Source organism: Acidimicrobiales bacterium, from assembly GCA_036273495.1.
Taxonomy (GTDB): domain Bacteria; phylum Actinomycetota; class Acidimicrobiia; order Acidimicrobiales; family JAJPHE01; genus DASSEU01.
On sequence record DASUHN010000171.1, the window covers coordinates 1 to 14091 of the forward strand.

9 protein-coding genes are annotated in these 14091 nt (G+C 72.2%); 5 read left to right on the forward strand and 4 right to left on the reverse strand.

The features are described from left to right. On the reverse strand, positions 1–993 hold a 993-nt coding region (locus VFW24_07210; GenBank protein HEX5266544.1), incomplete at its 3' end, for a hypothetical protein. Between the two features lie 159 nt (positions 994–1152). Further along, a complete protein-coding gene (locus VFW24_07215; protein ID HEX5266545.1) occupies positions 1153–4146 on the reverse strand; it encodes a cell wall-binding repeat-containing protein in 2994 nt (997 codons plus the stop codon). 122 nt (positions 4147–4268) lie between these two features. On the opposite strand from VFW24_07215, the gene VFW24_07220 reads away from it, so the two are divergent. Continuing rightward, entirely contained in the window at positions 4269–5321 is a 1053-nt protein-coding gene (locus VFW24_07220) for an MraY family glycosyltransferase (protein ID HEX5266546.1), read from the forward strand. A gap of 37 nt (positions 5322–5358) precedes the next feature. After that, entirely contained in the window at positions 5359–8028 is a 2670-nt protein-coding gene (locus VFW24_07225) for a S53 family peptidase (protein HEX5266547.1), read from the forward strand. A 17-nt stretch (positions 8029–8045) separates the two neighbouring features. Here VFW24_07225 and VFW24_07230 read toward each other — a convergent pair whose 3' ends face one another. After that, a complete protein-coding gene (locus VFW24_07230; protein ID HEX5266548.1) occupies positions 8046–8849 on the reverse strand; it encodes a phosphatase PAP2 family protein in 804 nt (267 codons plus the stop codon). Positions 8850–8987: 138 nt separating this feature from the next. On the opposite strand from VFW24_07230, the gene VFW24_07235 reads away from it, so the two are divergent. Then, entirely contained in the window at positions 8988–10520 is a 1533-nt protein-coding gene (locus tag VFW24_07235; protein HEX5266549.1) for a hypothetical protein, read from the forward strand. A 151-nt stretch (positions 10521–10671) separates the two neighbouring features. Here the strand turns inward: VFW24_07235 and VFW24_07240 are convergent, their stop codons facing one another. After that, positions 10672–11628 carry a S1C family serine protease gene (locus VFW24_07240; GenBank protein ID HEX5266550.1) on the reverse strand — a complete coding sequence of 319 codons (957 nt, stop codon included), beginning with the start codon at positions 11626–11628 and terminating at the stop codon, positions 10672–10674. A gap of 43 nt (positions 11629–11671) precedes the next feature. Between VFW24_07240 and VFW24_07245 the strand changes: the two genes are divergently transcribed. Together VFW24_07245 and VFW24_07250 are read left to right on the forward strand one after the other, a co-directional pair. Next, complete coding sequence (locus tag VFW24_07245; GenBank protein ID HEX5266551.1) at positions 11672–12574, forward strand: hypothetical protein; 903 nt, start codon at positions 11672–11674, stop codon at positions 12572–12574. Between the two features lie 3 nt (positions 12575–12577). Further along, positions 12578–13423 carry an MBL fold metallo-hydrolase gene (locus VFW24_07250; protein HEX5266552.1) on the forward strand — a complete coding sequence of 282 codons (846 nt, stop codon included), beginning with the start codon at positions 12578–12580 and terminating at the stop codon, positions 13421–13423. Positions 13424–14091 lie beyond the last annotated feature (668 nt).

The following is a 14091-nucleotide window of genomic DNA, read 5'->3' on the forward strand; positions in this document are numbered from 1 at the left end:
CGTCGAGTTGATCGCCGACAGGGCGGACTGGGCGGCGGTGCACGCCGCCGACAGCGGGACGAGGCACGCCGCGCTCACCGCCGCCTGGTCGGCGGTCTGGGTGGCCTGGTCGGCGCCGAGCTTGGTCTGGGCGGCGGTCACGGCCGTCTGGGCCGAGGTGACGGCCTGCTGGGCGGAGGTGACGGCCGCCTGGGCCGCCGCCACCGCCGGGTTCGAGCCGCTGAGTGAGGCCACCGTGGCCTGGGCGTTGGCCAGGTTGGTCAGGTCCGTCCCCAGCACCCGGACGCCGAGCACGACGTTCTCCAGCTGGGTGACGGCGCCCCCGAGGTTGGCGGGGAGCTGCAGCCCGGTGCTCCCGAGCAGCTGGAGGAGGGTGCCGAGCGGCAGGGCGTCGAGGACGTTGGCCGGGAGGAGGTCGGACAGCTTGAGGGTGATCCCGGGCGAGGTCAGCTCCACGGCGCTGGTCGATCCCGAGGGCGTCACTGCCGTCTCGAGGCCGTGCTGGCCGAGACCGGCCGCCAGGCCGAGCGGAGCGGCCGTCAGAGAGCCGTTGAGGGCCCCCAGACGGGTCGTGGCGGTGCCGGCGCCCGCCTGGACGAGGTAGTTCACCAGGCCGACCGAGCCGCTGACCGCGCCCGCCGAGACCGGGACGGTGGCGTTACCGGACCGGGTGCCCTGGGCCGAGGTGTAGCTCACTCCCGGCGCGCTCTGGCCGAGGGCCGACAGGCTGCCCAGGCCGAGCGACGCCAGCAGGCTGGGGTAGGACCGGGCGCCGAGGGTCAGCGAGCCCAGGGACAGGGTGCGGTTGCCGCCCAGCGGATCGGTGACGTTCACCGCCGGCAGGGCCACGGTGATCGTGGACGCCCCCGTGTTGGCCGGCTGGGTGGCCGCCACTCCCGGGTAGAGGAAGGGCCCGGCCAGGAGCAGCGCCCCCGCCGTCAGGCACACTCCCGCCGTCCTCCGCTGGAACTTCCGTCCGCGCGCTGTCCCCATGAACTTTCGTCCTCCACTCCCAGGTTGGTCGATCCCTGTCCGCGACAGACGGTGTCGTCGCCGACCGCACCCAACCTGATACCGAAAGTGTCAAGACGCGACAAGGGCCCGTTCGGACCAATCCCGAACGGGCCCTTTCGGACTAGTCAGTCTGGTCTGCTACGTCGCGGTAACCATGATTTGGTCCGTGGTGGCCTCGCCGGCGCCGGTGGCGGGATCGATGACGGTGTTGCCGTCGGTCCCGTTCTGCGCCTTCACGCTCAACGACGACCCGGCGGAGAAGCCGGTGGTGGTGATCGTCACGTACTGGGAGGTGGCCGTGGTGACGGCCGCCCCCGCGGCGTCCGAGCAGGCCGCGCCCGTCACCGACACCGGCAGCGACGAGGTCACGCTCCAGTCACCCGAGTCGACGGTCGAGCAGTCGATGGCCGAGCTGTACTTGACGATGACCTGCTTGGTCGACGAGCTGGCCGTGGACCCGGCCTGCTGCATGGCCGGCGCCGCGCCGGCGGCGGTGGCCGCTGCGGAGATCACCTGGTCCCCGGCCGTCTGGCAGCTGGACGTCCCGCCGGCCGCGCACACCGTGTTGCTGTCCGACCCGGTGGCCGACTTGACGAGGGCAAAGTCCCCGGACGGCACCGCGTTGGCCAGCTCGACGTACACGGTCGTGCCGCTGCCCGAGGCGCCCGCCACGGAGTCGGCCGTCTGGGTCCCGGTCCCGTTGTTGGTCGTCCCGTAGGTGACGGTGAAGTCACCCTTGTCGAGGGTCGCGGCGTTGACGTTCTGGTTGTAGGTCACGGTGACCGTTTGACCCTGGGCCGTGGCGCTCTTGAACGCCGGCGCCCCACTGGACGTCGGAGCGGGGGCGGGGGCTATGCCCTGGCTCCCCGCCGTCTGGCCCCCGCCGGTGCTGCTGGCGGTGCTGTTGGTGTTGGCGGCGGCCCCGGTGCCCTCCTGGGTGCCCGCCGCCGACGGCGTCACCGGCGCCACCGCGTAGCAGTAGAGCGGAGCGGTGCCCGACGACGGGGCCGTGGTCGGGTCGTTGAACGTGTAGCTGTGGCCGCCTGCGGCCGAGCCGATGGTGAGGTCGGCCACGCCGCCGATCTTGGTCCACGACGTGCTGGTGGACGGCGCGGTCTGCGGTGAGGCCTGGCTCCCCATCGGCGCCGGCAGGGTGGGACACGTCGACGGTGCTCCGGTGAGGCCGCCGTTCGAGGACAGGGCCCGGTAGACGTTGTAACCGGTGACCTCGGGGCTCGGGGAGTCGATGAAGGCCAGGCTGACCCCGCCGGCGGCGGCGTTCTGCGTGGCGGTCACCGAACCGGGGGGCCCGGGGGCGATGTCGTTGAGGCAGAAGGTGCTCGTGGCTCCCGGCTGGTAGTTGCCCCCGACCTTGTCCCCGGCCGACAGCGCACCCTGGAACGCGGCCATCGTCGTCGCCGTGCACGACGCCACGAGGCCGTTGGAGGAGAACAGCTGGTAGGTGTCACCAGCGCTGAAGGTGTAGGTGCCGACGGAGGTGGTGAACGACTTCGCCGTGAACGACGTCACGCTGTCGGTCGGCGCCGTCGATCCCGCCCCGCCGCCGAAGGATCCGGCGGTGGCGGGGACCACGAAGGTCGTCGGGCCGCCGGCGCCGAACGGCACCGTCGGGCCGTTGCCCGCCCCCAGGCTCAGCTGGTCGTTGGAGGTCTTCTGGAACACCACCGGGACCACGCACTCACCCGGCGTGCCGTCGTTGGCCACGGTGAAGGACAGGGCGCCGCCGGACGGGTTGACGCCGTTGACCACGGTGGCGGGTGACGACTGCGCCGCCCCGTTCACCACGGTGATCGTCTCGTGGCTGACCGTGCCGGGCACGGCGGCGTTGCCCGACCCGCCGGGGTTGGTGCCGGCGAAGTCGTAGCTCCCGTTGGGGCTCTGCACGTTGGCGCAGTTGAACAGCACGATGTCGACGGCCTGGGTGCCCAGGTTGGCCACCTGGAACACGGCGTTGCCGTGGGTCGCCGCCGACGTGTTGACGGTCTGGGCCGCGGCGGGAGTCACCGTGTAGGTGGCGTTCGACGTCACGTTCTGCGCCGCCGCCTGGGCCTGCTGTGACGCGTTGTTGTCGACGGCCGAGGTGCCCCCGGCGATGTTCAGCGTCGTCAGGGTCCCCGACAGCGCCTTGATGGCGTTGGTGGTGGGGGTGCCGATGGAGTCGGTGGTCGCGGTCAGGTAGATGTCCTGGGGGTCACCGCCCCAAGGCCCGGCCGACAGCGCGTCGGCGAAGGACTGCCCCGACGCCAGGATCAGCGAGCTGGTCCCGAAGCTGTAGGTGGACTGCGCGTAGGTCGCCAGCTGAGCGGCGGTGTCGGTGCGGTCGGCGCCGGCGAACTGCTTGTCGACCTTGATGCCCAGGGCGGCCAGGGCCGTGTTGATGCCCGGGTTGATGGCGGCCGAGCCGCCCATGATCAGGACGTTCTGGATCTTGTCGCTGGTCAGGGTGCTCTGGGCCTGCGGGGACAGCGACGACCGGCTGCCGTCGGTGAGCACGATCGGGAACTTCTGCTTCCAGGCCAGCGGGCCCCCGGCCAGGGCATCGGGGAAGTTCTGCCCCGTCGCCAGGATGGCGGTCGGGTTGCCGCTCGCGCCCTTGCCCGGCGTCTGGCCCGACTGGGTGTCGACCATCTGGGCCGTGTCGTACCGGGTGGCGCCGCCGATGCGGCTCACCAGGTAGCCCTTGCTCTGCAGGTCCGACGACACGTCGGAACCGACGGCGGAGGTCCCGCCGAGGATGGTCACCTGGCGGATCGGCCCGGGCAGCAGCTTGCCCAGCGCCGTCGTCACCGTGGAGTACGCCGGGTCGGAGGCGGTCTGGGGCGTGAGCAGGATCGGCGCCCCGAGCTGGCCGGCGAGATAGTTGCCCGCCAGGGCGTCCGGGAAGTTGAGGCCCGTGGCCAGCACCACATTGTTGCCCGGAACCCCGGTCGGGTACTTGGCCTCGGCGATCATCGCCGAGGTCTGGTAGCGGTCGCTCCCCGCCACCCGGTTGACCGTGACGCTGGCGGTGGCGTGGGCGCCGAGGCCCACCGCCGACGCCACGCCGGCCATGGTCATGCCCGCCACCGCGGCAGCGACGATCCGCGCCGGCCTGCCCGACAGATGACTCATCGAACCTCCTCGAGGGGATGCGTGCGCCACACTGGCTGGACGCGCGCCATGAAGAGAGACCCCTCCGGCCACCCCGCGTCACAAATCGGACAAACCTCACCAAGCGTGCGCGCCCTCGCGCGATGAGGAACCCCGCCCCGTGGGAGTACGCCGTGGCCCTGGTGGCCTGCGGGGCCCTGACCATGGTGCTCACGCCCCTGGCGCTGGAGTTTGCCCTGCGGCGGGGGATCCTCGACTGGCCCGGGCCCGACAAGTCCCAGCGGGAGGCGGTCCCCTACCTGGGAGGGGTGGTGATCGTGGTGGCCTTCTCGGCCGTGGTGCTGGCCGCCGCCGCCTACCGTCCCTACGGGGCCGACCTCGGCGCCCTGGGGGTCACCCTCGGCCTCGGCCTCGGCCTGGCCCTCCTGGGCCTCGTCGACGACCTCCGGTCCCTTCCGATCCCTCCCCGCCTGGCCCTCGAGGCCGTAGCCGGCGTGGTCGTGTACCTCACCGGCACCCACGCCAACCTCCGGGGGGCCAACCATCCCCTGGACGCCGTGGTCACGGTGCTGTGGGTGGTGGGGGTGACCAACGCCTTCAACCTCCTCGACAATATGGACGGGCTGGCCGCCGGGGTGGCGGGGCTGTCGGCCCTGGCCCTGTTCACCGTGGGCGTGGTCAACCACCAGTACTTCGTCCCGCTGCTGGCCCTGGCCCTCGTCGGGTGCGCCGCCGGCTTCCTCCCCCACAACTTCTTCCCGGCGCGCATCTACATGGGGGACGCCGGCAGCCTGTTCATGGGCTTCGTGATCGCCGTTCTCTGCCTGCGCCTGCGGGCCCACGCCGGCCAGCAGGTGACCTTCGCCGTGCCGGTCCTGGTCCTGGCCGTGCCGATCTTCGACACCGCCCTCGTGGCCACCACCCGGGCCCTCAGGCGGACCAACCCGCTCCGGGGCGCCCGGGACCACGTCAGCCACCGCCTGGTGGCCCGGGGCCTGCCGCCGCGGCGGGCGGTGACCGTGATCTACCTGTTCACGGCCGCCACCGGGGCCCTGGCCGTCGGGGTGTCCCCGCTGGGACGGGCGCCGGCGTTCGCCGGGCTGGTGGCCGTGGCCGCCGCCTCTCTCGTGCTCGGCGTCCGGCTGGCCGGGATCCCCGCTTCTGGGACTGCGAGTAGAGGGCGGGCCGGGCACTAAGGAGATCGCCGGCGGACGCCGATATAGCGGACCGAATATGCCCTTCGCCCGAATTTCCCCGCTGGCAGGCCGCGCCCCCCTCCGCCGATGGGCGCGGGGGATCGGGTCGGTCGGACTCACCGCCGGCCTCGGAGCCGCCTCCCTCGGCCTGGCCGCCACCCCGGCCGCGGCCGCCGACCCGGCCCCGGGGGCCGCCCCCTCGGCCCCGGCCCCGCCGGTCCGCCAGTCCCCGCCGGCCCTGCCCGCCCATTCGGTGGTGCTCGGCCACGAGGCGGCGGGCCGGACCCTCGACCTCACCGTCTACCTGACCCCCTCCGATCCCGCCGGCCTGACCCAGCTGGCCGACGCCGTCTCCGACCCCACCAGCGCCCGGTACCACCGCTTCCTGCCGGCCGGCGCCTTCACGTCCCGGTTCGGGGCGTCGGCGGCCGAGGTCGGCCGGGTCCGCCAGGAGCTGCGGGCGGCCGGCATGCAGCCCGGCCCGCTTTCGCACAACCACATCTCGCTGTCGGTGCGGACCACGACCACCGGCGCCGAGCGGCTCTTCCACACCTCGATCCACTCCGTCCGGGCCTCGGGCCGGACGGCGTTCGCCAACACGACCACGGCCGTGCTGCCCGCCGGCGTCAGCGCCGTGGCCGGCCTCGACGATCTGGTCCGGGCCCACGACGACCTGGCCACGGCGGCGCCCCACTCGGCCGCCACCCTGCCCCCGACGCTGTGCTCGGCCACCGGTCAGCGGGCCTACGCCTACTCCCCGGCCCAGGTGGCCGCCGCCTACTCCTTCGGCGGGGCCTATGCCGTCGCCGACGGCACCGGGACCACTGTCGCGTTGATGGAGCTGGCCGACTACTCCGGGTCGGACCTGGCCACGTTCGAGTCCTGCCTGGGGCTGACCGGCCAGTCGGTCCAGCGCGTGCCCGTCGACGGCGGCGCCGCCGTCGGGGACGGGACCAGCGAGGCGACCTACGACATCGAGCAGGTGATGGCCACCGCCCCCGGCGCCGCTGTCCTGGTCTACGAGAGCACCAACGACGTGCAGGGCCTCCTGGACGTGTACACGCGCATGATCGCCGACGACCGCGCCGCGGTGATCAGCACCAGCTGGGGCCTGTGCGAGGCCCTCGACGACCCGACGCTGATGCACGCCGAGAACATCCTGTTCCAGCAGGCGGCGGTGCAGGGCCAGACGATCCTGGCCGCATCGGGGGACAGCGGATCAGAGGACTGCTACGCCGTCGACCAGGACCGCACCCTCCAGGTCGACGACCCCGCCTCCCAGCCCTACGTCACCGGGGTGGGCGGCACGACGCTCAGCTCCATCTCCCCCCGCACCGAGAGCGCGTGGAACAGCGGGGGCGGGGCCAGCGGCGGTGGCATCTCCGGCGTGTTCCCCATGCCCAGCTGGCAGCAGACCGCCGTCACCTCGGACTCGTCGGGCTCGCCCTGCGGGGCCCGCAGCGGGGACTGCCGGCAGGTGCCCGACGTCAGCGCCTCCGCCGACCCCGCCCACGGCTACGCCGGCTACTGCACCGCCGGTGACTGCTCGGGCTCGGGCTGGCGCTCCACCGGTGGCACCAGCCTGGCCGCGCCCCTGTGGGCGTCGGTCGTGGCCCTGGCCGACCAGGCCTGCCCCACCAACCATCGGGCCGGCTTCATCAACCCCGTCCTGTACAAGTCGGGGGCGGCGGCGGTGAACGACATCACCGTCGGGAGCAACGACCTCCTCGGCGTCCACGCCTTCAGCTTCCGGGCCGGCTCCGGCTACGACATGGCCACCGGGCTCGGCTCCCCGTCGGCCACGGCCCTGGTCCCCCTCCTGTGCGTGGCCGCCGCCACCTCGGGCTCTGGTACGGGCTCGGCTGGCTCGGGTGGTTCCGGCACCTCGCCGACCGGCGGCACGACCCCGCCGGCCCCCTCCCCGTCTCCCGCTCCCTCGCCTACCGGTGGCACCGCTCTGTCGGCCTACCGCTTCGTGGCCGCCGACGGCGGGGTGTTCAACTTCGGCTCCGCCGCCTACCTCGGCTCGGCCGGCGGGGTGGCCCTCAGGGCCCCGATCGTCGGGATGGCGGTGACGCCCGACGGCGCCGGCTACTGGCTGGTCGCCTCGGACGGTGGGGTCTTCAGCTACGGGGACGCCGCCTTCTACGGCTCCGCCGGCGCCCTGCACCTGTCCGCCCCGATCGTGGGCATGGCCGCCACGCCCGACGGCGCCGGCTACTGGCTGGTGGCCGCCGACGGCGGGATCTTCAACTACGGGGACGCCGCCTTCCACGGGTCGGCGGGCGGCCTCCACCTGGCCAAGCCGATCGTCGGGATGGCCGCCGACCCGGCCACGGGTGGCTACTGGCTCGTGGCGGCCGACGGCGGCATCTTCAGCTTCGGCGCCCCGTTCGACGGCTCGACCGGCGGGCTGCACCTGGCGGCGCCCATCGTCGGCATGTCCGCCCGCCCCGACGGCTCGGGCTACCGCTTCGTGGCCCGTGACGGCGGGATCTTCTCGTTCGGCTCCGCCGCCTTCTACGGCTCGACCGGCGCCCTGCACCTGGCGGCTCCGGTCGTCGGGATGTCGACGACGGCCGACGGGCTCGGATACTGGCTGGTGGCCGCCGACGGGGGAGTGTTCAGCTTCGGGGACGCCAGCTTCCTCGGCTCCACCGGTGGGCTGCACCTGGCTGCGCCGATCGTCGGCGTGGCCGCCGCCTGACCGTCACCGCCTGAGCGTCAGACCAGCACCTCCGCCGGCACCTCGGCGCTCACCATCTCGGGCGCGAACCGTCGCGGCAGGAAGCGCGGCGTCACGCGCGCCAGCGCCCACCCCGCCACCAGCACCGCCACGCCGCCGAAGATGTCGAGGACGTAGTGGTTGCCGGTGACGAGGATCGTCACCGTGGTCACGACGGGATCGGCCACCAGCAGCCATCTCACCCACCTCCGCCGCACCACCGGGTACAGCGCCAGGCACGCCCACAGCGCCCACGTGATGTGCAGGCTCGGCATGGCGGCAAACTGGTTCCCGGCGTCCTTCAGAAGCACCGTGTCCCAGCTCCCCAGGCCGCCTATCTGCTGCATCGTGTCGATGACGCCATAGCTAGAAGGGAGCATGCGCGGGGGCATCAACGGAAACAGGGCGAAGCACCCCAACGCCACCCCCGTCGACCACGCCAGCACGTCCCTCCAGGGCAGGTACCGCTCCGGGAACCTCTTGAACAGCCAGATCAGGCCCACCACCGGCATGACGAAGTGCACCGTGGCGTAGAACAGGTCGGACAGCTCGATGAGCAGGCGGCTGTGCAGCGCCCACGCCTGGATGGTGTGCTCCTGCAGGAGCCCCAGATCGTGCTCGACGCGCACCTGCGCCACGGCGTGGTGGTACGCCACCGGGCGGCTGGTCCCTGCCTTGTCGCTGGTCCACTCGTAGACGAGGTCGAACAGCGCGACATAGGCGAATTCGCGCCAGAACCGCAGACGCACCGGGCGGGCCCGCCATGCCTCCCACCTGCTCCGCACCGCGGCCGACCCCAACATGAACATCTGATGATGACACGCCCAACACCTCAAGACAGGGGTGTCATCTGACGAACCAAAGGGCGGAACGCACCACACGGCGGGAGTTACGCGCGGATGCCCTCCTCAAAGCTCTTTCGACTTCTGTCTGCCTGCGCGGTGGGCACCCTGGCGCTGGCGGCGTCCACGGCGCTGCCCGCTGCCGCCGACACCACGGACGCCTCGGTCACCGCCTCCGTCCCCTCGGCTGCGGCCCCCGCTGCCTCGCCCGCCTACTGGCTGCTCACCGACAACGGCGGGATCATGAGCTTCGGCGGGGTGCAGCTGTACGGCTCGGCCACCAACATCGGCGGGACCGTCGTCGGCATGGCCGGCTCCGCCGGCGGCCAGGGGTACTGGATCGCCTCGTCCAACGGCCGGGTCAGCGCCTTCGGCCACGCCCGGCCCCTCGGGTCGGTCATCGCCTTCTCCTCCAACCCGATCGTCGCCATCACCGCCACTCCTGACGGCGGCGGGTACTGGCTGGTCACCCGGATCGGCGGGGTCATCCCGTTCGGTGACGCCCACAACTACGGCTCGACGGCCGACCTCCACCTCCAGGCCCCCATCGTCGGCATGTCCACGACCCCGGACGGCCAGGGCTACCGCCTGGTGGCCTCCGACGGCGGGGTGTTCACCTTCGGGGACGCCGGCTTCCACGGCTCGACCGGGTCCCTCCGCCTCAACCGGCCCATCGTGGCCATGGACGGCACCGCCGACGGCGCCGGCTACTGGCTGGTCGCCTCCGACGGCGGGGTGTTCAGCTTCGGGGACGCCCCGTTCTACGGCTCCACCGGGAACCTGCGCCTGGTCTCCCCGATCGTCGGGATGTCCCGGGTGCCGGGCGGCACGGGCTACTGGCTCGCCGGCGCCGACGGAGGGGTGTTCGCCTTCGGCTCCGCCCCCTACCGCGGCTCGGTCGGCGGCATCCAGCTCCTCCACGGCGTGGTCGGCCTCGAGGAGGGCCCCGGCACCGGCCACGGCGTCGGGATCACCGCCAACGAGGGGCTCGGGCCCTATCCCTCGGGCAGCACCGGCTACGACATCTCCTGGCCCCAGTGCGGGAACGGCTTCCCCGGCCCCCACGCCGTGGGCATCGTCGGGGTGAACGACGGCCACGCCTTCTCCACCAACCCCTGCCTCGGGGAGGAGATCGCCTGGGCCGGCCCCGCCCACGGCCTGTACATGAACCTGAACAGCCCCAACGGCCCGTCCAACGGCCAGGGCGCCAGTGGAGGGGCGGGGAGCTGCAGCCCGTCGGACCCGACGTGCTGGTCGTACAACTACGGCTGGAACGCCGCGCTGTCGTCGGTGGCCACCGCCACCCAGACCGGGGGCATGGCCCAGCAGTGGTGGCTGGACGTCGAGACGGGCAACTTCTGGTCCGGCAACCAGCCCGCCAACGCCCGGGTCGTCCAGGGCGCCATCGACGCCCTCCACTCGCGGGGCCTGACCGTGGGCATCTACTCCACCCACTACCAGTGGGGCCTGATCACGGGCGACGCCTCGTTCGGCGTGCCGGTGTGGGTGCCGACGGGGATCGCCATGTCGAACCCCGGTTCGTGGTGCAACGGCTCCCACTCGTTCAACGGCGGCCCGGTCTGGATAATCCAGTACGGCGCCGGCAACTTCGACGGTGACTACGCCTGCTGAGTCACTTGAGGTGTAGCCCTCCCGGATTCGGGTAGACGTTGGGCAGCGCCGGATGCGATCTGGTCCGGCGCGGCCGTTTCGGCACGACCGACGGGCGTGGCGAGATGCGGCGGGGGTGCTTCGCTCGCTTTGGGCGGCGGGTCGGTCCGGCTCAGCCGGAGCCCGACCCGCCTTGCGCCCCCACCCCACCGATGGTGCCGCCGGGGCAGCGCAGGATGTGCGAGCACGACATCGAGATCGGCACGGTGAAGAACACCCCGGTGCTGGCAAAGCCCAGCGGGTGGTACGCGAGCGAGGCGATGCCCACGACCTCTCCGTTGTTGTTGAGCACCGGTCCCCCCTGACCGGCGGTTCCAACTGCGGCGTTGTCCTGGATGAGGTTGCTCGACACGTCGGCCACCGAGCCCTGGGTTATCGAGCCTCCCGCCGACCCCAGCCCCGAGATGGCGTATAGCTGGTCCCCGATGTGCAGACCCGGAGACTGGGGGGCAAAGTCCAGCTTCGCCAGGTTCGGCTGGTTCACGATGAGCAGGGCCAGGTCGTTCGGCGGGTCCCACGTCCACAGCTGGGCGCGCACGTCCTGGCCACCTTTGCGCACGAAGATCGCCGGGGCCGGTGTGTGGGTCGACGCCGCCACCGTCGTGTAGGACGTCACCATCAGCGACTGATGGCTGTCGGCCGCCACCACGAACGCCGATCCCACCGCCGGCTGGCCGCTGTCGTCCAGGGTGTGCACGAACCACACCGACGGGGACGCCTTCGAGAGCGTGTTGGCCAGCTGCCCGCCGCCCTGCTGCACCTTGAGGAGCGGCTCGAGGGCCTTCTCTATCTCCGCCTTGCCGTTGCTGGTCTCGTTCTGGATGGTCTGGCTGGCGGTCTTGAAGCGGTCGTCGAAGCCGTTGACGAAGGAGTCGACCCGCTGGTTCGACTTGTTCAGCTGGTAGCTGTAGTAGGCGAAGAGGACCGTCCCGCTGAACGCCGCCCCCACCGCCGCCGCCAGCACCAGGGCCACCAACCCCAGCACCGACCGGGGCAGGAGCCGTGACCGCCAGGTCTCGGGGTCCCGGGACACCCGGCGAACCGGCTGGGTGGGCAGGTCGACCGACATTGAGCCGGAAAGCTACCGGCCCGCCCTGGCATACCCTGGGTCGGTGACCGGCCCGCTCCCGTCGCCCGGAGCGCCCAGCCGCCCCTCGGGGGCCGTTCCGGTCCGGGATGCAGCCACCGTGATGCTCGTGCGGGACGGCGCCGACGGCATGGAGGTGTTCATGCTCCGGCGCAACCTCTCGTCGGTCTTCGTGGCCGGCGCCTACGTCTTCCCGGGCGGCGCCGTCGACGACTACGACCGCCACAGCGACCTCGGCCCGGTGTGCGCCGGGCGCACCGACGCCGAGGCCAGCGAGCTCCTCGGCATCCCCGAGGGCGGGCTGGCGTTCTGGGTTGCCGCCGTGCGGGAGTGCTTCGAGGAGGCCGGCGTCCTCCTCGCCTACGACCCCTCGGGCGCCGTCCTGTCCCTGGCCCGCCCCGAGGTCGAGGCCCGCTTCGTGGGCCACCGGCGCGCCATCGACACCGGCTCCGGCAGCCTCGTCGACGTCTGCGGGGAGGAGGACCTCCTGCTCGCCGTCGACCGCATCCACTACTTCAGCCACTGGATCACGCCGCTCGGCGCCCCCCGCCGCTACGACACCCGCTTCTTCGTCACCGCCGCCCCCGAGGAGCAGGTGCCCCTGCACGACAACCGCGAGACGATCGCCGGGCTGTGGGTGCGCCCCGCCGACGCCCTCGACCGCTACGAGGAGGGTGAGCTCGACCTCATCCTGCCCACGATCCGCAACCTCGAGGCCATCGGCCGCTTCGACCGCAGCGAGGACCTGCTCGCCGCCGCCGCGGCCATCGAGTCGGTGCCCGCCATCCTCCCCCGCGTCGTCTCGGACGGACACGGCATGCGGATCGTGCTACCAGGCGACCCCGCCTACGAACACCTGGGCGAAGGTGCCTCCCTCCCCCCCGGCTCCCCCCTCCCCGGCCAGCGGGGCGGCCCGGCCGTTCCCTGAGAGATGCCCGACCTCACGCCCGGCGCCGTCGTCCCCGTCTCACCGCTGGTCCGCCGGGTCCTGTGCGACAACCCGAGCATCTTCACCGGCCCCGGCACCAACACCTATCTCATCGGCTCCGAGCAGCTGGCGGTCATCGACCCCGGGCCCGTCGACGAGGGCCACCTCGACGCCGTGGCCGCCGCCGGCGCCGGCCGCATCCGCTGGATCTTCGCTACCCACACCCATCCCGATCATTCCCCCGGAGCCGCCGGCCTGGCCCAGCGGACCGGCGCCGAGGTCCTCGGCTACGACGCCCGGGACGACTTCGAGCCCGACACCGAGATCGGCGACGGCTGGACCCTCGACACCAAGGAGTTCCGACTCCGGACCGTGCACACCCCCGGCCACGCCTCCAACCACCTCTGCTTCCTGCTGGACAACGAGCGGGCCCTGTTCTCCGGGGACCACATCATGAACGGGTCCACCGTGATCATCCGCCCCCCCGACGGGGACATGGCGGCGTACATGGAGGCCCTGGCCCGGCTCGAGACCCTCCGCCCCCCGGTCCTGTCGATCGTCCCCGGCCACGGAGACGTGATCGACGACCCCCCGGCCAAGGTCCGGGAGTACATGGCCCACCGCCGGGCCCGGGAGGAGACGATCTTCTCCGCTCTCGCCGGCGCCGGCCGGGCCACGGTCGAGGAGCTGGTCCCGATCGTCTACGCCGAGGTCGACGAGGAGCACCAGGCCATCGCCCGGTACTCCCTCTGGGCCCACCTCCGGAAGCTGGCCGGCGACGGCCGGGTCACCGCATCCGACCTCGACGACCTCGCCACGACCTGGTCCCCTCTGAAGCAGCCCAGGTAGGCGCCCCGGACGGCACCCCCCGGACGGCACCCCCGGCAGGCACCCCCCGGCAGGCACCCCCGGACGGCACCCCGGCCCCGCCGTCCGACGGGGCTCCCCCCGGCCCCCCCGAAAAACAAAAGTGACCTGCCGTATGAGAACTTTCAGGTAAAGCACGCCAAATCCCACGAGGCGCGGCGAAAACGGGAGCTCCAGCCGCTGATCGTGGTCGCTCCGGCCGCTTTACGAGTCCGGCCGTGCACGTTCGGTGGGATTCCGCCGGCCTTACTCGAACTTTCACATACGGCAGCCCATTTTGTATTTCGGGAGGTGGGGGGAGCCCTCCCGCCCTCTTCACTTTTCGGCCGCGCCACCATAAGGTACGAAAAGCCATGAAAAGGGCGCACAGCAGAATCGGGCACTTTGCAACAGCTGCGACCCTGCCCGTGCTGCTGGCACTTGCTGGGTGCGGGTCGGCCAAGCCAGCCCCGACGACCCAGGCGACCGTCCCAACCTCGACCATCTCCGCAACCGCGTCCTACGCCGTCCCCAACCGGATCACGGTGGCTTACGTCCAGCGCGTCCTGAACGAACTGGAGTCGATCGATGCACAAGCGACGCGGCAGATCCTGACCTCCCGGACCTTCGGCCAGAGCGCCGCACTCGACCTACGTGCCACGTTCGGGGAT

Bases quoted from the DNA above. Each gene is read 5' to 3' on its own strand.
- VFW24_07215 (HEX5266545.1), bottom strand. From the start codon at position 4,146: ATGAGTCATCTGTCGGGCAGGCCGGCGCGGATCGTCGCTGCCGCGGTG.
- VFW24_07220 (HEX5266546.1), top strand. From the start codon at position 4,269: ATGAGGAACCCCGCCCCGTGGGAGTACGCCGTGGCCCTGGTGGCCTGC.
- VFW24_07225 (HEX5266547.1), top strand. From the start codon at position 5,359: ATGCCCTTCGCCCGAATTTCCCCGCTGGCAGGCCGCGCCCCCCTCCGC.
- VFW24_07230 (HEX5266548.1), bottom strand. From the start codon at position 8,849: ATGTTGGGGTCGGCCGCGGTGCGGAGCAGGTGGGAGGCATGGCGGGCC.
- VFW24_07240 (HEX5266550.1), bottom strand. From the start codon at position 11,628: ATGTCGGTCGACCTGCCCACCCAGCCGGTTCGCCGGGTGTCCCGGGAC.
- VFW24_07250 (HEX5266552.1), top strand. From the start codon at position 12,578: ATGCCCGACCTCACGCCCGGCGCCGTCGTCCCCGTCTCACCGCTGGTC.